The organism is Thalassobacillus sp. CUG 92003 (genome assembly GCF_013618635.1).
GTDB lineage: Bacteria > Bacillota > Bacilli > Bacillales > Halobacillaceae > CUG-92003.
The window spans coordinates 44209-65645 of record NZ_JABLSJ010000013.1; the positions used below are offsets into that span (position 1 = coordinate 44209).

At 42.8% G+C, this 21437-nt stretch carries 26 protein-coding genes; 15 read left to right on the forward strand and 11 right to left on the reverse strand.

Annotated elements, in window-relative coordinates:
• Positions 1-94 precede the first annotated feature (94 nt).
• From sigK to HOP45_RS17040, 8 genes are all read right to left on the reverse strand, one after another.
• A complete protein-coding gene (gene sigK, locus HOP45_RS17005; RefSeq protein ID WP_181350581.1) occupies positions 95-814 on the reverse strand; it encodes an RNA polymerase sporulation sigma factor SigK in 720 nt (239 codons plus the stop codon).
• Positions 815-948: 134 nt separating this feature from the next.
• Positions 949-1326: a monovalent cation/H(+) antiporter subunit G gene (gene mnhG / locus HOP45_RS17010; protein ID WP_181350582.1), complete on the reverse strand. Its 378-nt coding sequence runs from the start codon at positions 1324-1326 to the stop codon at positions 949-951.
• Positions 1307-1618, reverse strand: coding sequence for a Na(+)/H(+) antiporter subunit F1 (locus HOP45_RS17015; protein WP_181350583.1), 312 nt, complete (start codon positions 1616-1618; stop codon positions 1307-1309). Before HOP45_RS17015 ends, mnhG begins: the two co-directional genes overlap by 20 nt.
• Positions 1618-2094: a Na+/H+ antiporter subunit E gene (locus HOP45_RS17020; RefSeq protein WP_181350584.1), complete on the reverse strand. Its 477-nt coding sequence runs from the start codon at positions 2092-2094 to the stop codon at positions 1618-1620. The genes HOP45_RS17015 and HOP45_RS17020 overlap by 1 nt, the downstream gene beginning before the upstream one ends.
• Positions 2095-2100: 6 nt before the next feature.
• Positions 2101-3582 (reverse strand): Na+/H+ antiporter subunit D, encoded by a 1482-nt coding sequence (locus HOP45_RS17025; RefSeq protein ID WP_181350585.1) that lies wholly within the window; start codon positions 3580-3582, stop codon positions 2101-2103.
• Positions 3575-3913, reverse strand: a complete 339-nt coding sequence (locus tag HOP45_RS17030; protein ID WP_181350586.1) for a Na(+)/H(+) antiporter subunit C — start codon at positions 3911-3913, stop codon at positions 3575-3577. The genes HOP45_RS17025 and HOP45_RS17030 overlap by 8 nt, the downstream gene beginning before the upstream one ends.
• Before the next feature lie 2 nt (positions 3914-3915).
• Positions 3916-6252 (reverse strand): hydrogen gas-evolving membrane-bound hydrogenase subunit E, encoded by a 2337-nt coding sequence (gene mbhE / locus HOP45_RS17035; RefSeq protein WP_181350587.1) that lies wholly within the window; start codon positions 6250-6252, stop codon positions 3916-3918.
• Positions 6253-6485: 233 nt separating this feature from the next.
• Positions 6486-6638, reverse strand: coding sequence for a sporulation histidine kinase inhibitor Sda (locus HOP45_RS17040; RefSeq protein ID WP_181350588.1), 153 nt, complete (start codon positions 6636-6638; stop codon positions 6486-6488).
• 352 nt (positions 6639-6990) lie between these two features.
• On the opposite strand from HOP45_RS17040, the gene HOP45_RS17045 reads away from it, so the two are divergent.
• The 8 genes from HOP45_RS17045 to HOP45_RS17080 are packed head-to-tail and all read left to right on the forward strand — an operon-like array spanning position 6991 to position 12029.
• Positions 6991-7518 carry a YqeG family HAD IIIA-type phosphatase gene (locus HOP45_RS17045; RefSeq protein ID WP_181350589.1) on the forward strand — a complete coding sequence of 176 codons (528 nt, stop codon included), beginning with the start codon at positions 6991-6993 and terminating at the stop codon, positions 7516-7518.
• Positions 7515-8615 carry a ribosome biogenesis GTPase YqeH gene (gene yqeH / locus HOP45_RS17050; protein WP_181350590.1) on the forward strand — a complete coding sequence of 367 codons (1101 nt, stop codon included), beginning with the start codon at positions 7515-7517 and terminating at the stop codon, positions 8613-8615. The genes HOP45_RS17045 and yqeH overlap by 4 nt, the downstream gene beginning before the upstream one ends.
• 13 nt (positions 8616-8628) lie before the next feature.
• Positions 8629-9471: a shikimate dehydrogenase gene (aroE, locus tag HOP45_RS17055; RefSeq protein ID WP_181350591.1), complete on the forward strand. Its 843-nt coding sequence runs from the start codon at positions 8629-8631 to the stop codon at positions 9469-9471.
• Positions 9465-9755, forward strand: a complete 291-nt coding sequence (gene yhbY, locus HOP45_RS17060; RefSeq protein ID WP_181350592.1) for a ribosome assembly RNA-binding protein YhbY — start codon at positions 9465-9467, stop codon at positions 9753-9755. Before aroE ends, yhbY begins: the two co-directional genes overlap by 7 nt.
• A 14-nt stretch (positions 9756-9769) precedes the next feature.
• The gene (locus HOP45_RS17065) at positions 9770-10342 is read left to right on the forward strand and encodes a nicotinate-nucleotide adenylyltransferase (RefSeq protein ID WP_181350593.1); all 573 of its coding nucleotides are present in this window, start codon (positions 9770-9772) and stop codon (positions 10340-10342) included.
• Positions 10326-10904, forward strand: a complete 579-nt coding sequence (gene yqeK / locus HOP45_RS17070) for a bis(5'-nucleosyl)-tetraphosphatase (symmetrical) YqeK (RefSeq protein ID WP_181350594.1) — start codon at positions 10326-10328, stop codon at positions 10902-10904. The genes HOP45_RS17065 and yqeK overlap by 17 nt, the downstream gene beginning before the upstream one ends.
• Before the next feature lie 16 nt (positions 10905-10920).
• On the forward strand, positions 10921-11274 hold the full coding sequence (rsfS, locus tag HOP45_RS17075) for a ribosome silencing factor (protein ID WP_181350595.1): 354 nt from the start codon (positions 10921-10923) through the stop codon (positions 11272-11274).
• A 2-nt stretch (positions 11275-11276) separates the two neighbouring features.
• Positions 11277-12029, forward strand: a complete 753-nt coding sequence (locus HOP45_RS17080; protein ID WP_181350596.1) for a class I SAM-dependent DNA methyltransferase — start codon at positions 11277-11279, stop codon at positions 12027-12029.
• Between the two features lie 75 nt (positions 12030-12104).
• Here the strand turns inward: HOP45_RS17080 and comER are convergent, their stop codons facing one another.
• On the reverse strand, positions 12105-12917 hold the full coding sequence (gene comER, locus HOP45_RS17085; RefSeq protein ID WP_181350597.1) for a late competence protein ComER: 813 nt from the start codon (positions 12915-12917) through the stop codon (positions 12105-12107).
• A 76-nt stretch (positions 12918-12993) separates the two neighbouring features.
• On the opposite strand from comER, the gene HOP45_RS17090 reads away from it, so the two are divergent.
• The 3 genes from HOP45_RS17090 (at position 12994) to HOP45_RS17100 (ending at position 16485) form a co-directional block, all read left to right on the forward strand.
• Positions 12994-13563: a helix-hairpin-helix domain-containing protein gene (locus tag HOP45_RS17090; protein ID WP_255437732.1), complete on the forward strand. Its 570-nt coding sequence runs from the start codon at positions 12994-12996 to the stop codon at positions 13561-13563.
• A 67-nt stretch (positions 13564-13630) separates the two neighbouring features.
• Positions 13631-14212, forward strand: a complete 582-nt coding sequence (locus tag HOP45_RS17095; RefSeq protein WP_181350598.1) for a ComE operon protein 2 — start codon at positions 13631-13633, stop codon at positions 14210-14212.
• A gap of 23 nt (positions 14213-14235) precedes the next feature.
• Entirely contained in the window at positions 14236-16485 is a 2250-nt protein-coding gene (locus HOP45_RS17100) for a DNA internalization-related competence protein ComEC/Rec2 (protein ID WP_255437737.1), read from the forward strand.
• Between the two features lie 37 nt (positions 16486-16522).
• On the opposite strand, the gene HOP45_RS17105 is transcribed toward HOP45_RS17100, so the two are convergent.
• A complete protein-coding gene (locus HOP45_RS17105) occupies positions 16523-16654 on the reverse strand; it encodes a YqzM family protein (RefSeq protein WP_181350600.1) in 132 nt (43 codons plus the stop codon).
• A 369-nt stretch (positions 16655-17023) separates the two neighbouring features.
• On the opposite strand from HOP45_RS17105, the gene holA reads away from it, so the two are divergent.
• Positions 17024-18070: a DNA polymerase III subunit delta gene (gene holA / locus HOP45_RS17110; protein ID WP_181350601.1), complete on the forward strand. Its 1047-nt coding sequence runs from the start codon at positions 17024-17026 to the stop codon at positions 18068-18070.
• Between the two features lie 114 nt (positions 18071-18184).
• On the opposite strand, the gene rpsT is transcribed toward holA, so the two are convergent.
• Positions 18185-18445: a 30S ribosomal protein S20 gene (gene rpsT / locus HOP45_RS17115; RefSeq protein ID WP_181350602.1), complete on the reverse strand. Its 261-nt coding sequence runs from the start codon at positions 18443-18445 to the stop codon at positions 18185-18187.
• Between the two features lie 159 nt (positions 18446-18604).
• Here rpsT and gpr point away from each other — a divergent pair, with 159 nt between their 5' ends.
• From gpr to HOP45_RS17130, 3 genes are all read left to right on the forward strand, one after another.
• Complete coding sequence (gpr, locus tag HOP45_RS17120; RefSeq protein WP_181350603.1) at positions 18605-19696, forward strand: GPR endopeptidase; 1092 nt, start codon at positions 18605-18607, stop codon at positions 19694-19696.
• Between the two features lie 99 nt (positions 19697-19795).
• Positions 19796-20959 carry a stage II sporulation protein P gene (gene spoIIP / locus HOP45_RS17125; protein ID WP_181350604.1) on the forward strand — a complete coding sequence of 388 codons (1164 nt, stop codon included), beginning with the start codon at positions 19796-19798 and terminating at the stop codon, positions 20957-20959.
• Between the two features lie 16 nt (positions 20960-20975).
• The gene (locus HOP45_RS17130) at positions 20976-21290 is read left to right on the forward strand and encodes a hypothetical protein (protein WP_181350605.1); all 315 of its coding nucleotides are present in this window, start codon (positions 20976-20978) and stop codon (positions 21288-21290) included.
• Positions 21291-21437: the final 147 nt, after the last annotated feature.

A 21437-nucleotide genomic window follows, 5' to 3' on the forward strand; every position in this document is an offset into this window, starting at 1 on the left:
AAGCTGACTCGCTAGTCGTTCATGACCTGTGAGGTTTTGCAACGTATGAGATTGGAGCCGTTTTCCACCGATAGCCGCGTCTGCACGTTTGGCATTATCCATTGCCAGACATTTTTCTTTGATTTTGCCGGTAAAATTCATGGAAGATCTTCATTAACGCCCGTTTTTCTATTCTAGACACATAGCTCCTGGAAATCCCTAAATGCCGAGCAATTTCTCTTTGCGTCTTTTCTTCGGATTCACCTAGTCCATAGCGGAAGATAATAACTTCCTTTTCTCTTTCATCAAGAATTTTAATAAAATCTTTAATTTTCTCTAGCTCCATATGAAGTTGGATCGTATCTACGATATCATCCAAATCCGCTTTCAGAATATCGATTAAACTGATCTCATTCCCCTCTTTATCCTGGCCGATCGGGTCTTGGAGAGACACATCTTTATTCGTCTTTTTCATCGCTCTTAAATGCATTAAAATTTCATTTTCAATACAACGCGCGGCGTATGTGGCAAGTTTCGTACCTTTTCCAAGGGAATAGCTTTCGATGCCTTTAATCAAACCAATAGTGCCGATTGAAATCAAATCCTCGGCATCTTCTTTCGTATTTTCGAATTTTTTAACGATATGTGCGACGAGGCGGAGGTTATGTTCAATTAACAAATTCCTTGCTTCAGGGTCTCCCTCCTGCATTTTTTTTAATTGTTTTGCTTCTTCCTCGGGAGGGAGTGGATTGGGAAATGCCTGATTTTTGACGTAGGATACAAAGAACAGCGATTCTTTAAATAGATAAAGTAGTGAGGCGAATAAACCGGTCATCCATACAAACCTCCTTTATCAGCTTTTGGGCGTCTGCCTACGCCTTTTTACATACTTATGAGCTGATTGAGGTTTGTGTGCCTGTATTATAAAAAAACCCTTTATCATAATTTATCTGATAAAGGGGGGAGGGTTTATTCATTGGAATGTTCAGTGGATCGCTTCGTTTTCTTTAAGTCATCTTTGACACTATGCTCCCATAACTGCACGCCATTATGGTAGGCAGCTCTACCGATGACATGGCCGGAAACGGGCGCGGTAAGAAGGACAAATACGATACTTAATAACAGCTTTCCGCTTACCAGGTCGTATTCGATAAACAAATATAAGAAGGCTCCGATCATAATACCGGCTACACCGAGTGTTGCACTTTTAGTAGCCGCATGAAGCCTGTTATACACATCGGGAAAACGGATAATGCCGAGGGATGCTGAGAAAATAAAAAAGGTGCCACTCAGTAGGAAAAAGCATATTAAGAGATCGATGAGTAAGTTAATCCATGTCCCGCTCAATGATAACACCCTTTTCTAAGAATTTAGCTAACGCAACAGTACCAATGAATAATAAAATGCCGATCAGTAGAATGACATCATTGAATTTGGTGGTCACTAACAGAATGGCAAGCAGACCGGCAATGCCCATCAAATTAACACCAATACTGTCGAGTGATACGGCACGATCTGGGTTAGTCGGGCCTTTGATTGTACGATATAGCAACATGACAATCGAGATGGAAATAACGACAATACAAATGGTTGTTACGATTTGTATGAGCGATTGGGTAACGTCTAAAATATCAGCCATTATCTCGTCACCTCCATGATTGCATTTTCGAATTTCTCTTTAATATCATTGATCGATTCCTCAACATCCGGAAGATCCATCGCATGGACATAAATTGTGCTATGGTCGTCACTGACTGCTAGGGAAAGCGTGCCTGGAGTCAATGATATCAGGTTGGCAAGCAGTGTAATTTCCCAATTACTCTTCAATTCAATCGGCAGGGCGAATATGCCAGGCTCCATATCGAGTTTTGGTTTGTAGGCGAATTTAAGAATTTCAAAGTTGGATAAAATAAGCTCGCGAATGAACAACAGAATAAGCTTGAGTACGTTGATGGCACGTCTCATATAAAAGGCGTCCGGGATAAAGCGGCGAAACATAAAGAGCAAGCCCACACCAAGTAAGTACCCAACGAAAAACGTTGAGAAATCATAGGTTTCACTCAAGAACATCCACATGATAGCTATGATGATATTTAAGACAATTTGGAATGGCATAATGGTTTACTCCTTTAAAATCGACTCTATATAGAGGTCAGGGTTCATCAAGTATTCAGCCATGGATTGGACACTAGGGTAAACCCATTCAGCTCCCAAGCCTAACAGGACTGAAAATGTAAGCAAAAATGCAATCGGCCAAGTGAATGGTGCAGTTTTCACAGGTTTGGTAGGCAGAACATCGGATTTTTCTCCCCAGAATCCTTTGACGAAGATACGAATCATGGAGAATAGGATCAATAAACTTGTAATCAACCCTGTAATGACAATAAGCAGTTCTTCTTGAGCGACACCGCCTTGGAGAAGCAGCAATTTGCCTATAAATCCGCTGAAAGGTGGAATACCTGCGAGTACGAGGGAGGCAATAAATAACATCCAGCCTAGTACGGGATAGTGATGAATCAGTCCGCCCATTTTACGCAAGTCTGAGGTGCCTGCTACATAGGCGATTGCCCCGACAATGAGAAACAAACTTCCTTTAATAATCATATCATGAACAAGGTAATAGAGGGTTCCGCTAATTGAAGTTTCCGTAAATAAGCCGATCCCCATCAGCATAAATCCAACCGCCGGTATAATGTTGTAAGCCACAATCAATTTAATATTGTGGGTGGAGAGGGCGCCGATGACACCGAATATCATCGTGAGAGCAGCCAGATAAATGAACAATGTATGGGTTAGGTTTGGATCATGCACAAATATTAACGTGAATGTCCGAAGAATCGCATAAATGCCCACCTTCGTCAATAATGCACCGAATAAAGCGGAGACGACCGGGTTTGGCACGATATAGGGATTGGGGAGCCAGTAATAAAGCGGAAAGATCGCCGCTTTTGTGGCAAATACAAAGAAGAACAGAATGCCAATTACTGTTAGGATACCGGCCTGGTCCACTTCCTGAACACGCTGGGCGATTTGAGCCATATTCACTGTCCCCACAATCGCGTATAAGAAAGCGATCGTTGTTACGAATAACATCGAAGAAAAGACGTTGATCAGTACATATTTCAAAGATTCTCTTAATTGGACTTTTCCATTGCCTAAGACAATTAAACCGTAAGAAGCCATCAGTAAGACTTCAAAAAATACGAATAAGTTGAATAAATCCCCCGTTAGAAATGCCCCGCTGACACCGGTGATCAGTAAGAAAAAGAAGGGATAGAAATAAAAACGTTCCTGTTTTTCTGTTAAAGAAACTGGAGCAAAAAAGACACAGGCAACTGCCACGATATTGGTCGTAAGGACCAGCGTCATAGCAAGTGAATCAGCTACTATGATAATACCGTAGGGCGCTTTCCAGGCTCCAGTTTCAAGAATGATTGAGCCAGATTGGTACACCAGGTAACACAACCATGAAACGAACAGCAATTGAGCTACTGTAATAATCTTTGCGAGCGAACGGACAAGCGGAATGTGTTTGTTTAAAAATGCGAGCAAAATGCCTGCGATAAACGGTATTAGAATTGGCAAAATCGCTAAGTTACTCATGTTCGTTACCCCTTAATTCTTCCATATTATCTGTCCCTGTGATACGGGATGCACGGTAAGCCAAGACGAGCAGCAAGCTGGTAACCCCGAAGCTAATGACGATGGATGTCAATATTAATGCTTGAGGCAGTGGATCAGCATAGTCTTCAATCCCTTCCGTTAAAATCGGAGGAGCGCCACGTTTTAAACCAGCCATCGTTAAGATGAAGAGATGGGCGCCATGGGAGACTAATGCGGTACCGATGATAATGCGGAGCATCTGCTTTTGAAGTATATTATAGATGCCAGTTGCAAATAGAATACCTGCTAACACAGACATGATAATTTCCATGACTATCCCTCCTCATCCTTATGACGTCTTAAACGAACTAATCCATAAATGGCGAAAGCTGCTATGCCTAAGACTGTAATTTCCAGCACGGTATCAAGTCCACGCATGTCAACTAAAATGACGTTGACCACATTATCTCCGCCGCCTAATGAGTGTGACGTTTTCAAAAAGTAGTCAGAGATGGAATCGAACGCTTTACTGCTATGTGCAGAAATCCCGATCATACTCATCAGAGCACCGAACCCGATGGCTATCGTCAGATTCAAGGATTTCTTCCGTTTCGTTTCCGTTTTCTTTTCAAGCTGAGGCATGTGATAAAACGCCAACAAGAATAAAGCGACCGTAACGGTTTCAATGATCAACTGTGTCAAGGCCAGGTCTGGAGCCCGGTAGAGCACAAATAAAATAGCGAGGCCATACCCAACGACACCAAGAATCAAAATAGCAGCGATCCGGTTATTGGTGATGATCGTTCCAACTGCTGCAATCACCATCGTAAGAGCGATGAAGATTTCAGGAGCCGTCAAGGCTGATAAGTCCTCGTTTGATATCGTGAATGAGCCGGTTATCGCCATAATTGAAAAGGTGACAATAATGATAGCTCCGATGATTAATCGGACGTAGCGTGCTAATGAACCATTCATATAGCCGTTTGTAATCGCAGTTGAATAAGTTTCAGTACGTTTTACTGTCCCATCATAGAAGGAATTGAGACTTAATTTGCCCGGCAATATGCGGTAAACGCCCTGCCATTTAGGACGTGACAGCGCCAGAATGGTTCCAAACGCCAGGACAGCCAAAGACATAATCAATGGGAGTTTGATGCCGTGCCAAAAACTGATCGATTTATCTATATCTCCTGCTTTAATACTATCCGCTGCATGAGAGATAAACGGTTGGTTGATAAGTTCAGGAAATAAGCCGATGACAATGACACCTAGTACGAGGACTGCAGGTGCTACGAGCATGCCTATCGGAGCTTCGTGCGGTTTTTTCGGGAGTTTGTCCATATTGGATTCCCCTCTGAAAGTCCCAAAGAAAAAATACATGGAATAGACAAAAGTGAAAATACTTCCGATAACTGCCAAGTAAGGCAAAATGGATTGCATGATGGCCACAGCACCTTGCGCCCCTTCATTAAAGTGAATGGAAGCATCGAAAAACAATTCTTTACTGTAGAACCCATTCAAGAAGGGAAGGGGTACACCTGCCATCGAAAATGATGCGATTACAGCCAGTGTGGCTGTGATAGGCAGGAACGTCATCAATCCGCCGAGATTACGTATATCCCGCGTACCTGTTTCGTGATCCACTATACCGGCCACCATAAATAAACTTCCTTTGAATGTTGCGTGATTCAAGATGTGAAATACGGCAGCAAATATGGCCATATCCGTACCAAACCCTAACATAGCCATAATCATGCCTAATTGGCTGATCGTGGAGAAGGCAAGGATGGCTTTCAAATCGGTCTGCCTTACGGCCATATATGACCCCCAGCACAGTGTTATGATTCCAAACCCGCTAACGAAGAGAAAAAACCATTCTGAACCTGTCAGCATTGGAGAAAAGCGGGCAATTAGAAATAAACCGGCTTTAACCATTGTTGCTGAGTGCAAGTAGGCACTGACGGGAGTTGGCGCTTCCATAGCATCAGGCAGCCAGATGTGAAAAGGGAATTGAGCCGATTTTGTAAAGGCCCCTAACAATAAAAAGGTGAGTATCATTGGAAAATACTCATGGTTTAAAATCAATTCCTGTTGCTCGATCATGCCTTGAATGCTGGCTGTGCCCGTAATCACTTGCATGAAGATCAATCCACCCAGCAAGCTCAGCCCCCCAAAGACGGTAATGAGCATGGATTTCAATGCGCCATATCTTGAGCGTTCCCGATGATTCCAGAATCCGATCAACAGAAAGGATGAGAGAGACGTGAACTCCCAGAACGTATATAAAACATAAACGTTATCAGAAAGCACAACGCCAAGCATAGATCCCATAAACAATAGGAAAAAGACGTAAAATTGTCCGAGCTGTTCCGAGGTATGTAAATAATAGATAGAGTAGAACGCAACCAACGTTCCAATTCCGCTGATTAATAATAAAAACAGTAAACTTAGCCCATCGAGGTGAAACAAGATATTCATATTCATTGAGGGAATCCAGCTGTATTCCCGTGTAACGGGTTCAAATCCCGCGCCAATGAACTGTATGAAATAAATAAACACGGCAAGCGGGATGAGCGTAACGAAAATACCTGTGTGGACCTTTTCTTTCCATTTACTAATCAATGGAATAAAAAGTGCTGCAATAAAAGGTAATAAAACAGATGTAAGCATCTGGGTGGTCCTCCCTTGATCAAACGGTCATTAATTAGTCGATTCTCTCAATTGTAATCAATAAACAGGGGTTTAATCAACTGAATTCCCCCAACCCATTCTAGGATTTTACGATTTTATGACAAATAATCAGGGAAAGTACAGAATATATGACAGGAATGGAAGCTTATGGGGTATAAAAAACGTACATGGGTTCACCATGTACGTCACAGCTAAAGTTATAGGGATTTGGTTTAACCTGCTTCTTTTGCAGTAGAATGCTTGAGGTGCAGCAGTGAGCGGCGAATAATTTCCTGTTCCATCAATTCGATAAACTCTGGACTTAAGTTCAATTCACGAGCTTTTTGATAAGACTCTATAAGTAAAGGGTCGGGAATATGATCCATGTTCATGTCACCTTTGTGACCCACACCTCCCTGTTTCATGATTCATATAAACGTTTTTCTAAATGTGCAAAATAACCTTATCATGAATCTATAGACTGAACAACTATTCACTTATCTACAGGCAGTTGTAGATAAGTTGTGAGTAACAATTGCTAAACCTTGTCAATGTAATACGAAAAGCATGTTAATTTTGTGTATAAACTTATCCACAAGCAAAGTATTGTAGGATATTGTCGAACGATTTTTGTTCTTTTTGTAAAAAGAGATCAGTTTGCTTTGAACACAGCAGGGAATTTGTTTATGATGAGTAAGGAGAAATTAACGGTAATACAACTGAATGAGGTGAAACGGTTTGCTAAAGTTTCTTTTGCCTAATGAACATGTAAGCAGCGTATTTGATATTGACCCCAAGCAATTGAAAGATAAGGGGGTCAAGGGGATCATTACAGACTTGGATAATACGTTGGTCGCTTGGAATGTTGTCGATGCCACCCCGGCGATCGTTAAGTGGTTTCAATCGATGGACGAGCATGGCATTAAAGTGACCATTGCTTCAAATAATAAACAAAAGCGAGTCAAAGTGTTTTCAGAGCCACTTGATACGAGCTTTATTTATAGTGCGCGGAAACCATTGTCAAAAGCTTTTAAAAAAGCTCAAAAGCAGATGAATGTCGATAAAGAAGAAATTGTGGTCATAGGTGATCAAATCATGACTGATGTAATCGGAGGAAATATGGCTGGATTTCATACGATTTTAGTGGTTCCGGTTGTTGAATCGGACGGGTTGGTCACGAAATTCAACCGGAAAATTGAGCGGCGAATATTAAGTTGGATGAGAAAACAAGGTAAAATAACGTGGGAAAGGAATGATCGCCAATGAGTGTCACGATATGCCAAGGGTGCGGAGCAGAAATTCAATCGGAAGATCCTGCACAACCAGGCTATGCGCCTCCTTCAGCACTTCAAAGGGAAGATGTCATTTGCAAACGTTGCTTCAGATTGAAGCATTATAATGAAGTGCAGGATATCCCTTATCAGGATGATGCCTTCTTAACGATGCTGCATCAAATTGGCGATCGGGATGCCCTTGTGGTGAACATCGTTGATATCTTTGATTTTAATGGGAGTTTTCTCCCGGGGTTGAGCCGATTGACCGGTCATAACCCTGTCTTGCTGGTGGGTAATAAAATGGACATTCTACCTAAAGCTGTTAATCACAACCGGGTAAAACAATGGCTGAGGCAGGAAGCTAAAGAGCAAGGTTTGCTCGTAAAAGATGTGGAACTTGTCTCGGCTGAAAAAGGCCACGGTATGGAGCAGTTGATGGGGGTAATCGATCGACTTCGCGACCATCGTGATGTTTACGTAGTCGGTACAACGAATGTGGGCAAGTCTACTTTTATTAACCGTTTGATCGAGTATTCCTCAGGCATGAAGGATGCGATTACAACATCGTATTTCCCCGGGACCACACTCGGGTTTATAGATATCTCCCTTGATGATGAAAGCGCCTTGTTTGATACCCCGGGCATCATTCAACGCCATCAAATGGCTCATTATGTCTCAGAACGCGATTTAAAAATCATCACGCCTCATAAAGAAATAAAACCGCGGAATTATCAATTGCAGGCCGGACAAACCCTCTACTTTGGAGGACTGGCACGGATGGATTTTGAAAAAGGGGATCCATCTTCTTTTGTCTGTTATTTCGCAAATGAGCTGGTGATTCATCGAACTAAAACAGAGAATGCCGAGCATTTATATACGCAGCACCTTGGAGAACTACTCTCACCGCCAGATGAGAAGTCGATTGACATGCTGCCCAGGTTAAAACCGCACACATTTTCAATAGAACATGATAAAACGGATATCGTTATCTCCGGGCTTGGATGGATTACAATACCTCATGCCGGGGTGACGGTAACGATCCATGCACCATCAGGGGTCAAAGTGGCCCTGCGCGAATCTTTGATATAGGAGGAACGAATAAATGAAATTAGGTTTAATTGGTTATCCCATCGGGCATTCGCTGTCGCCTTGGATCCATCGACGTTTAATGGCACATGCTGACATAAATGGCTCGTACAACCTATATGAAATTCATCCGGATACATTCTCCGATCAATTAGCAGAGTTGAAACAAGAGGGATTAACGGGATTTAATGTTACCGTCCCATATAAGGAAAAAATCATCCCTTTTTTAGATGGAATGGATTCGGAAGCAGCTGCAATCGGAGCCGTCAATACCGTAAGAAATGAGAACGGGCAATGGATCGGGTCCAATACAGATGGAACAGGGTTTGTGCAGTCGCTGCAAATCGCCTACCCCGATATCTTTCAAAGCGATTGCAGCGTGTTATTGATCGGGGCAGGAGGAGCGGCAAAAGGCATCTATTTCGCACTAGCCAACGGTGGCATCACTGAAATCGATATCGCCAACCGTTCACGTGATAAGGCAGAGGGGATAGTTGATATCGGGCCCAGTCACGTCAGGTCTCGTATATTGTCTCTGACAGAAGCGGAGGAGCATATCAACTCGTATCAGCTAGTGGTTCACACTACCGTGGTAGGCATGAATCCTCATCATGAAAATCAAATTTTTGCCCCGACACGTTTGGCTAGCAATACAGTCGTCAGTGATATTGTGTACCGTCCGCTTGAAACTAGATTTTTGCAGGAAGCAAAACAAAAAGGAGCACGCATCCATTACGGTCACGAGATGTTGTTACATCAAGCCATTTATTCATTTTATACATGGACTGGGCATAAACTGGACGGCCGCACATTAAGCCAAGAATTGGAGCAATACCTGAAAGGAGAAACATCATGTTGACAGGAAGACAAAAGCGATTTTTGCGTTCAGAAGCGCATCAATTAAAACCGATTTTTCAAGTGGGGAAAACGGGGGTCAATGAAAACATGACCACTCAAATATCTGAAGCCTTGGAAAAAAGGGAATTGATCAAAGTAAGTATCCTGCAAAATTGCATGGAGGACAAGTTTCAAGTAGCTGAAGCCTTAGAGGATGGAACAGGAGCACATGTGGTTCAGATCATCGGTAATACTATTATATTATATAAAGAATCGATGACGAACCAAGAGATTGAATTACCTTAAAGGGAGTCGCTTGTATGAAACGAATCGGAATTCTAGGCGGTACGTTTGATCCACCACATATGGGGCATTTAATCATTGCGGAAGAAGTTCGCTGTGCGATAGACCTGGATGAGATTTGGTTTATCCCTTCTCATACTCCCCCACATAAACAAGCTTCTACTGTTTCTGGAGCCGATCGCCTTGAAATGACAAAACGAGCAGTAGAGGGCAACCCACATTTTCGTGTAAGCGATATTGAACTTAGACGGGAAGGGACCTCTTATACATTCGACACGATTAAAGCGCTTAAGCAAAACGAGACGGACGCTATGTTCTACTTCATTATTGGAGGCGACATGGTGGAAGATTTACCGAATTGGTATGGGATCCATGAATTGCTTGAACTTGTCCAGTTTGTAGGGGTTAAACGTCTTGGGCATGAATTGAGCTCCGAGCTGCCTGTTAAGAAGGTGAATATTCCTTTCGTAGACATTTCATCTACAGATATACGAAAACGAGCAATTTCCGGTCAGACCTTCCGTTATTTTGTCCCGGATTCCGTTGCACACTATATAAAGGAGCATGGCGTTTATGCGGGTAAATCGTGAGCAAGCCTTACATTTTGTCAAACCACATTTGAATACGGAACGTTTTGAGCATACTATCCGTGTGACGGATACAGCTATTCAGTTGACAGAGCGGTTTGGCGGTGATGTGGAACAAGCGGAGTTAGCTGGTATTCTTCATGATTATGCCAAATATCGTGATCGTGAAGAAATGCGTAGATGGATTCTCCAAGATCATCGTTTGCCTAAGGATTTGTTGAGTCATCACCATGGTCTCTGGCATGGGCCTGTAGGCGCGGTGATGCTGGAGTTCGAGTACGGTTTAGAGGACCGAGAAGTTTCGCAAGCTATCGCTTGTCACACCACTGGAAAGAAAAATATGAGTCATCTCGATAAAATTATTTTTCTGGCGGATTATATTGAACCGGGCAGAACGTTTCCAGGTGTGGAGGAAGTGAGGAAAACAGCTGAATCTGATCTAAATAAAGCGTGTTTGGCTGCTGCTTCTAATACCATTACTTTTTTAATGAATAAACATCAGCCTGTTTACCCTGACACGTTTCATGCATATAATAATTTACAAAATATCATTTTGAATTCATAACCTTGGAGGGGAATAAATGGATAGTAAAGAGCTTGTAAAAAAAATCGCAAATGCCTGTGATGATAAACGGGCGGAAGATATTATCGTATTGAATATGTCAGATGTATCGTTGATCAGCGATTATTTTCTAATTTGCGAGGGCTCAAATGAACGGCAAGTTCAAGCAATTGCCAGAGGCGTTAAAGATGAGGCGGAAGAAAACGGGATTGAAGTGAAGCGGATGGAAGGCTTTGACCAAGCTCGTTGGATCTTGCTTGATTTGAATGACGTTGTTTGCCATATTTTCCATAAAGATGAAAGGCATTATTACAATTTGGAACGTCTTTGGGGCGATGCTCCAACGGTTGCCGTGGAAAGTCTGGGCAGCTAACGATGTCCTATGGAGAAATGGCCTATGTGTATGATCAATTAATGGCGGATGTGCCTTACGATAAATGGGTGGAGTGGGCACACTCCGCCCTCTCTTCATACGCTGCTTCCTCCCCCATGGACGTATTGGATTTGGGGTGTGGAACCGGTGAGATTACACTTCGTATGAATGAGTTGCATTACCGCATGACGGGTGTGGATTTATCTGAAGATATGCTTGCGCTGGCGCGGCAAAAAGCGCGACCAGATCAACAGATTTCCTGGCTGCACATGGACATGCTTCAACTGGAGAGCGATTGGAAATTTAATGCGGTCATCAGCTTCTGTGATGTATTGAATTACATAACAACATCAGAAGAGCTGAAGATGGTGTTCAGGAATGTCTATCACGCTCTCGAAGATTCCGGCTTGTTTCTATTTGACGTTCATGCGCTTTCTTATGTATCAAGGTCGTTGGCAGGGGCGACTTTCGCTGAAGTCTATGATGAGCTCTCATATATCTGGTTCTGTGACCCTGGTGATCAACCAGGTGAGATTGTTCATGATTTGACGTTTTTTCTGTTAGAAGACGATACCTATCGCCGCTTTGATGAAACGCATGTGCAACGTGCTTACACGATGGCAGACCTTAAGCGTTGGCTTGAGGATTCTGGGTTTGTGAACGTCCGTGTTTCCTGTGATTTCTCTCATCATCCTATCGAACAGGAATCTGACGCATGCGAGCGATTATTCTTTGTGTGTCATAAACAAAGTTGAAATCAAATGGAAACGAATCTTGTTTCCATTTGATTTTTTTTGCAGGAAAAGCGAAATCGATGTCGTATTATTACATTAATCCAATGTAATTTCAGCTTTATCCCTTCTATGCTTTGCTTGAGTGGCTTCAAACATGTGCTGAAATAATTCCCCTCTATGTTTTTCCAATGCATCGAGTCCTTCCCCTGTTACGCCGCCTTTTACCCTAACTTTTGCTGTTAATTCAGAGAGATCGTATACACCTGTTGACAAAAGTTTTCCGTATCCAATCAACATTTCTCCGGTCAGCGTAGTGGCTGTCGCCTTTGGAATACCCGCGACGTCGCTCGCAGCTTTTATCCAATGCTCCATTAGAGAACTGATGAAAGCTGGGCCGCATGAAACAATATCGGAGGACACACGAATATGTTCTTCTTGAATATGAACTGGTTTCGAAAAATGTTTGAAAGTCTGGAGCAGAATTTCTTCATACGCTCTGCTTAAATGTCTACCGGCTGTAACGAGACTGACACCTGCAAAGGCTTGGTTGGTAATGGAAGGGACGATCCTGGCCACTTGGCATGACAAGGCGGTTTCCAACTGCGACACCGATACTGGACTCGTAATGGATACGATACAACTGTCTTGAGTGACAACGGGTTTAATTACACGGATGACATGTTTATAATCAGCTGGTTTTACACTAATTACGATTATGTCAGATTTCTTGGCGACATCTGCAGCTGTTTCCTCAATGTTTACGTCTGGATATTCCTGCTGAAAGGCTTCTGCTTTACTGCGTGTACGATTTGTGATCGATAATTTATCCGCTTCGATGGCACCGCTGGAAATCAACGTTTTTGCCAGAATGCCCCCCATGTTTCCGATCCCTATAATTCCCCACTTCATGATGATCCCTCCCTGAAGTCATAGCTTTACCAATGTATGCAAATGGCCTGAAAATATGAAAGGAAGTGCCTGAAGCTTGGAGAAAATAAAAAAATATCTATGGGTTGCTCCTGTTTTGTGCGTCTTTTTATACGTCGCATTTCTACTTGATAAAGAGCCGGGGCAGGAAATAAATGAAAACATCTCGCTCTCACCTGAACATCAAACTGATGCTGCTGACACCATAGCGCAACCTGAAGTATTAACGGTGGATGTAAAAGGGGAGGTTCGCGCCCCGGGGATATACGAGGTGAAGCCGGGCATGCGTGTCAATGATGCAATAGAGCTGGCCGGGGGCCTGACTGATTCGGCAGATCCAGTGAGTGTCAACCGTGCTCAAAAGCTCGAAGATGAGATGGTCGTGCTGGTCATGGCGACAATAGAAGGAGGTGAAAAGGCGTGGAATAAAGGAGGGAAAATTCGCATCAATGACGCGTCTGTCGAGGAACTGACGCAATTAAACGGTATTGGGACCGCTAAAGCTGAAGCCATTATTCAGCATCGGGATGAAAATGGCCTATTTAAAAAGCCAGAAGATTTACTTGATGTTTCAGGAGTAGGGGAAAGCACATTGGCTAATATCAAAGAAGATATTCAACTTCCATAAGCAATTGACGCGGTTTTGATACACAGATAAACTGTTTTTAAATCATATGTTACAAAGGAGCTTATGTATGAAACGACTCTCTTGGGATCAATATTTCATGGCACAGAGCCATTTACTTAAATTAAGAAGTACGTGTGAACGGCTTTCTGTCGGTGCAACAATCGTACGTGAGAAAAGAATGATTGCAGGTGGATACAATGGGAGCGTCTCAGGAGGCGTGCACTGCATCGATCAGGGATGTTATGTCATTGATGGGCATTGCGTCAGAACCATCCATGCCGAGATGAATGCATTACTCCAATGCTCCAAATTCGGTGTACCTACTGAAGGTGCCGAGTTATACGTCACACACTTTCCTTGCATCCATTGCACGAAGGCTCTTATCCAGGCAGGTATCAAGGCGGTTTATTATAGTGAAGATTATAAGAATCATCCTTACGCGATTGAGCTGTTTCAACAAGCAGAGGTTACAGTGGAAAAAGTGCCGCTAGAAGATCCTCCTTTTGAACAGCATAGAACCGAAAAGAAAGCCTATATGCATTATTTAATCCGTGAATTAGAACAATCTAACCGAAAGGATTTAGACATTCCTAAGCTAAAGCAGGATATCGAACACTTATACGCTGACACCGATAATCAGGAAAGTTGAGTGTAAGGCTGTATCATTTGGTTTTGGCCTTTTTATTAGGTGGAATCTGCTCCCTTTACACCTTAACGTATGCAGGCGCAGGATTATTAATTTGGTGGTTATGGCAATTTCATCGTCACCCGGCAGGCTTGCTGTTGTTAGGGAGTGCTTTTGGAGTAGGGAGCTTGTTTTTTCCACTTTTCCCCGATGTTGAAGTAAAAGAGGAAAGCATACACATAAATGGCCGGATCATAAGTGATCGAGACAAAACGCCTTCAGCTGTAAACATGTTATTTCGTGAGGAACAGGATGAACAACTTGTTCAAGTGGTTTATCTGAATGATCAGGATCTGGACGTGCCGGACAGTTGGAAACATGGCGCTTATTGCTCCTTAACCGGGAGCAGAACGATGCCGGATCAAGCACGAAATCCAGGTGAATTCGATTATCGGCGTTATTTACAAAAACAGGGGATTGCTTATCAAGTTATCCTGGATTCCCGATCAGCTATGACGTGCAAGGGGAGTTCACTGTTGGCGCCATTAATCGATTGGCGTCATGACGTCAACACGTTTATGAAACAATCGCTCCACCCGGAAGGGTATCCGTGGCTTGCCGCGCTTGTTCTCGGAGATGATAAAGCGCTTGATGAAGAGACTGTGTCATTATTCAGACGTTGGAACTTATCCCATATCTTGGCGATTTCAGGGCTGCACATTGGACTGTTTATGGGAGCCGTTTACTTCCTGTGCTATCGTAGTGGATGGCTCACGCGTGAACATGCCCAGTGGGTGTTGATCCTCCTGATCCCCATATACGGTCTGGTTGCTGGTGGCGCTCCTTCCGTCATACGGGCTTCCATAATGGGCACAATTGCTTTAGTGATTGTAAAATTCAAACTCAAAATAGCTCCCACAGATTTATTGGCCCTCGCTGCGCTGACGATGCTGATCATTTCCCCCTCTATCATTCATCATCTTGGCTTCCAATTTTCTTTTCTGGTCACATTCAGTATTGTACTTTCGCGTCCTCTATTTACGACGCTCCCCTCGGGGGTTTGGCAACTCGTTTCCTTGAGTTTGATCTGCCAAATGGCCATATTGCCTATTCAGATTAAGGAATTTTATCAGTTTAATCCTCTCTCACTGTTCGCAAATATTCTATTTGTTCCTTATTTTTCTTTGATTGTCATCCCCTTCATGTTTGTGATCTTCACAGTAACCCTCCTTTATTCACCTGCTGGTTATTTCCTTTCACGTTTATTCGTGACGGTTCATCAAGTGGTGATTGAACTGTTTACCAGATGGGATGCCACTTTTCAGTTTTTATGGAACGTAGGTGAAATTTCTCTTCCTTTTATCGTGCTTTATTATGTAGGATTTTTTCAGTTCATGCGTTCATGGATCACACAAAAATTACGTCAAACATTTCTATTTGGGCTTCTGAGCGTATGTGTTCTCATAGCTTTCAGCCTCAAACCTTATTTATCCAAATACGGTCAAGTAACGATGCTCGATATTGGGCAAGGTGATGCGTTTGTTATTGAATTACCTTTTCGCAAAGGCGTAATCATGATAGATGCAGCAGGATCTCCTGTTTATTCAGATCAATTGGGGGAAAATTATGTCTTTACACGTATAATTGAACCTTTTTTGCGTTCTAGAGGAATTACGACCATTGACGGGCTCATTCTCAGCCACAATGATCAGGATCATAGCGGGAGTGCGCGTCAGCTTATAGAGGCTTTTGACGTTTCCAGAGTTTATACTTCGCCTCATTTCGGCCGCCACCATACCTTAAAAAAGCCGGAGCAACTCGAGAGGAGTGCGCATACTTTCTTATCAGCTGGGCAGACGCTCACGATTGCTGGATATGATTTTCACGTTCTCCACCCTGCTGGCTCGTATGGAAATGCGAACGATAACTCTTTAGTCTTATCAGCAGAATTAGGGAAACTGAATTGGCTGTTTACAGGAGATATTTCGACTGAAATAGAACAGCATATATTAAAAACACACCCGCGTTTAAAAGCAGATGTGCTAAAAGTGAGTCATCATGGCAGCCAAACCTCCACGCATGAACGGTGGGTGGATCATCTCAACCCTCAAGCAGGGCTTATTTCAGTCGGTAAAAACAATAGGTATGGTCACCCGCATCGCATGGTGACGTCCTTATTGGAGGAGAAAAAAGTTTTCCTTTTCAGGACAGACCGGCACGGGGCCGTGCAATATCGATTTACGACAGATTCAGGAACGTTTCAGACCTTTCTACCGTATAATGACAGTACAAAGTAAAAAAGACTGCTATTTCAGCAGCCTTTACGTAATTTGACTAGGATAGAGCATTAAATATGACGCCAATGAAAAAGATGACAAAAAAGAACACGAATGAGAATATGAATCCCATTCCTGAATCTACGACATCATTATTTTTCGACTGGATTTCTTTCTTAAATTCATTCATGGTAACCCCTCCTATATCAATTACTAAGTATAATCCAATCCAAGGTAAAAATCTACATTTCATATTAAATGAAAAAATTTTTCGGGGCAATTCAAGTGTTTCCCTAAGCTAGCAAGACTTGTCACAGATAATAACACGATGTTCAGGCTATGCTAAAGAGTGAAGGGAACAACATCGTCTGCTTTCTTAAGCCCGGGCCTAGGAAAGCGGCGTTTATATAGATTGCCTGGGTACTTTGAATTGCGTTTTGGTTCCAGTTGGATTTTGACATGGGCGCCTAACACCCATAAAATAATGATACCAATGAAGAATCAAACATGTCATGCGATCAAAGTACCCATTTTTTGCTACATATATTGGAGGAAAATGATGAGTTATTTGGAAACCATAAAAAAGCTGAAGCAAAAAAAATTGTCACGCTTATATTTATTATATGGAACAGAAATGTATTTAATTCAAGAGATAAGGCGAAAAATCCTGGAGACAGGGCTTACAGAAGATGATATGGAAATGAATGTCTCTCACTATGATCTAGAGGAAACACCGATAGAAGATGTCATTACGGATGCCGAAACATACCCTTTTTTGGGTGAACACAAGGTCATTTTTGCCCATAATCCGACTTTTATGAAAGGTAAACCGGACAAGCTTCCATTTGAGCACCACACCGATGTTCTCTTGCGATACGCTGAAAACCCGGTGGATTACTCGACGTTGGTCATTGTCGCGCCTTATGAAAAGCTGGATGAACGTAAGAAAATATTCAAGCAGATCAAAAATAATGGTGAGGTGGTTCAGTGTCACCCGGTAAGGGAGTGGGATGTAGATGAGTGGATTGATGCGTTAGCAAAGGAACATAACATAACGATCCCTTCACATGTTCATGAACTTTTTGTGCGAGAAGTCGGAACCAATCTGATGGCTCTTCGCAGTGAGATGGAAAAATTAGCGTTGAATGTAGAAGCAGGAGGAACCATAACAAAGGAAATGGCTGAAAACCTATTATCCCATAGTGCAGAGACTTCTGGCTTGAAGCTGGTTGATGCCGTTATGGATCAGGATTTAACGAGGGCCATTGAATTGTATAAGGATTTGCAAAAAGCGAACGAAGAACCCATCGCTTTAACAGCATTATTAGCTTCTCAGTTCCGTACGATCGTATTAGCCAAAATTTTAAAGCAAAAAGGTTATACAGAAAACCACATGCGCCCTTATATTAAAGCCCACCCTTATGTGATAAAAATGGCTCTGAAACGGGAAAGGAAATTTTCGTTAACAGAATTGGAAAGTATTATCGATTCTATAGCGGAAACCGATCACAAAATGAAGCAGGGGTTAATGGAACAATCGTTAGCATTTGAAATGATGCTCTATCAGTTAATGGATATACGTAAGCAAGGATCACAGTCAGGGTAAAAAATGCTTTCCGGCCGCTTATTGGCTGGAAAGCATTTTTTTCACATCAAAGATGAAAACGAAAAAACGATCCATAAGGGTAGGATCGCTTGACGGTCATCAGATAAAAGTGTATTACAAAGCGTTTACTTTTTGAGTTAGGCGGGATTTCTGACGAGCGCCGTTATTTTTGTGAAGAGCGCCACGCTGGATTGCTTTATCAATTTTCTTGACAGCAATTGGGAGCATTGATTTTGCATTCTCAACGTCTTTGCTCGCTACAAGTTTTTCGACTCGTTTGATAGCCGTACGCATGTCAGATTTGAATGCTTGGTTGAGAACATAAGATTCATCGCTTGTTTTCACACGCTTAACTGCAGATTTAATGTTAGGCATTGTTTCACCTCCCAGGTAAAAACATAAAAGTAATATTCATATCGAACAAGAGTCATTTTACCAAAGCGTTATGGTGTTTTCAACATATTTGTAAAATGTGAGATGGCCTGGGCATAAATTTTTTGTCGCTGGCAGAACATAAAGGCAGGAGGTGCTCAAATGAAAGGTGATCCATTTATGCAAATTCGGACAGATTTGGCTGTTGAAGCTAAGGATACAGTCGATCGTGATCAAGCGAAACAATCTAACGAACAAGGTGTGATTGTCAAGGAAGAGAGTCGAGAAGACATCAAGCTTACATACGTGACGATTGAAAAATCAGCAGTCGAGCGTATCGGTAAAAAAGCTGGGGAATACATTACATTAGAATCCCTTGCTATAAGAAAACAAGATACGGAGATGCAGGCGACATTAGCCAATGTTCTCTCAGAAGAAATTGTGCGGTTGCTCGATAGGGCAGGTTTAAGCAAAGATGCTCATTGTCTGGTGGTGGGACTTGGGAATCGAAGTGTCACACCGGATGCGTTAGGTCCGTCAGTCATGGAAAAAGTACTCGTTACCAACCACCTATTCAACTTACATCCTGAGACTGTTTCAGAAGGTTACAGGCCCGTTTCCGCACTTACTCCCGGCGTTATGGGAGTGACGGGCATAGAAACGAGTGAGATCATTCACGGCGTGATTAAGGAAGCTCACCCTGATTTTGTTATTGTGGTAGATGCGCTTGCTTCACGTTCAATTGACCGTATCAACGCCACCATTCAATTATCAGACACTGGCATCCATCCCGGTTCAGGCGTCGGTAATAAACGGGATGAAATCAGTGAGAAAACGTATCATATTCCTGTGCTTTCCATTGGAGTTCCCACTGTAGTCGATGCTGTCACCATAACGAATGATACAATCGAATATATTCTAAAGCATTTTGGACGTGAGTGGAATGAAAAAGATGAACCTTCGAACGATTTGTCGTTTGCTTCTAACCCATTCAGTGATAAAAAACTCACGGAAGAAGATATGCCTGACTCTGAGCAGCGGCAAGCGGTGTTAGGGATATTGGGCCAGTTAGGGAAAGCCGAGAAGCGGCAACTGATTGAAGAAGTTTTGACCCCTCTTGGCCATAATTTAATGGTTACACCAAAAGAAGTCGATGAGTTTATAGCAGATATGGCTCACGTCATTGCAAATGGCATTAATAATGCGCTGCATGAACGCATCGATTATGGTGATTCACCGTCATTCACACGATAACCTCAACCGGAATCTTCTCTGATAGATTCCGGTTCTATTATTTTTTCTCCCTTCATAGACTCTAGTAACGATTCAGAACTGTGATGGGAGTTGATATATATGCCTAAGCGATTGCTGAAGCCGCAAGGATCACATAAATGGAAACGTATATCCCAATGGACGGGAATTTTAGTCGCGTTCATGATGCTGCTCATGATTGGTATAGGGGTTCTGACTGGAGCTAAAACGACATACCGTGTGTATTCTGACACTGTGCAAGAATGGACGAGCCAACTTCCGGCAGCCTCATTTCTCTATCTGTTTCAAATGGAGAATCGGGTCTTTAAAAGCGCTTATCCTTCCGGCCACACGCCGCCGAATTTGTCATCCATTTCGTTCAATTTATTGACTAGTTTGACGCCCAATGACCCACGCAGTTTATTAGGGAGGGAAATACCGGGACTGGCATCTTACAATGGTGATATCATCATTGCCGGGGAAGGAACCGATTATACAAACTTGCCTATTGAATCTCAGGCTCCCATCGACGTGGTGCAAAAGGACAGAGAAGCGGTTGATACCGAGGAACAAGCACCGGAACGCCCAGAACCTAATGATCGGGAGAGTACGAATGGAAAAGAAGTGGTGTTCATCTATCACACGCACAACCGTGAATCTTTTCTTCCTCATTTGCCGGAGGGAACTCCTTCTTCTGAAGCTTATCACGGGGAAGTTAATATTACGAAAGTGGGCGACCGCTTATCCGAAACGCTTAAAGATAATGGCATCGGAACAAAAGTAGATAAAACCGATGTTACTCAAGTGTTGAATCAAAAAGGCATGCCGTACTATCAGTCTTATGACGCTTCGAGACCGATTGTAGAGGCTGCGGCAACGAATGATAATAACTTTAAATATTTTATGGACCTTCACAGAGACAGTCTGCCGAAAAATTTAACGACTACTACCATAAAGGATAAACCCTATGCTCGCTTAATTTTTGTAGTCGGTGCTGAACATCCCCAGTACGAAAAGAACTTAAAACTCGCCTCAGACCTGCACAAACGGCTTGAACAATCGTACCCAGGGTTAAGCCGCGGTGTTATAACAAAAAAAGGCGCGGGAGTTGATGGAAAATATAATCAGGACATTTCCCAAAACGCAATGCTCATAGAATTCGGAGGAGTCGGGAATAACCTTGACGAATTGTATCGTTCAGCCGATGCGATGGCTGATGTGTTCAGTGATTATTACTGGGATGCAGAAAAAGTGACCACAGATTGAGCGAGGGGGAGCCAATATGAGAACGTTGCTTGTGATCGGCATCATTTTAATGGTATTTGTCTCAGGTGCACTGTTTGGTGCCCAAAAAGGGAACGAACGTGAAGCGGTCAATGATCCACACCCCCCTCATCTTACTGAACAAGCAGCAGAACGGGAGAAGCCATCATCGAAAAAAGAACAGTCCGATCAAACTAAAGAGGAATGTGCCGAACCTGCCAGGGCATCAGCTGCTCCGTGGAGCGTCAAAACGGCACAGTCCCTTGGGTCAGGTGTATCAGGCGTGTTTAATGGAGTCATCGTAACCTTTAGCTCGTTTATTCACTCCTCATAGCTCAATTCATTGCGCGGGAGGCCGCTTTACCACCGTTAACGCTGTGAATAAACAGTGCGTTCAATAATATGATTTTGTACCAGGTACGGGGGATGATGATTGAATAATGGTGATACTATTGCTATAATCTAGACTAGTTATGTGCGG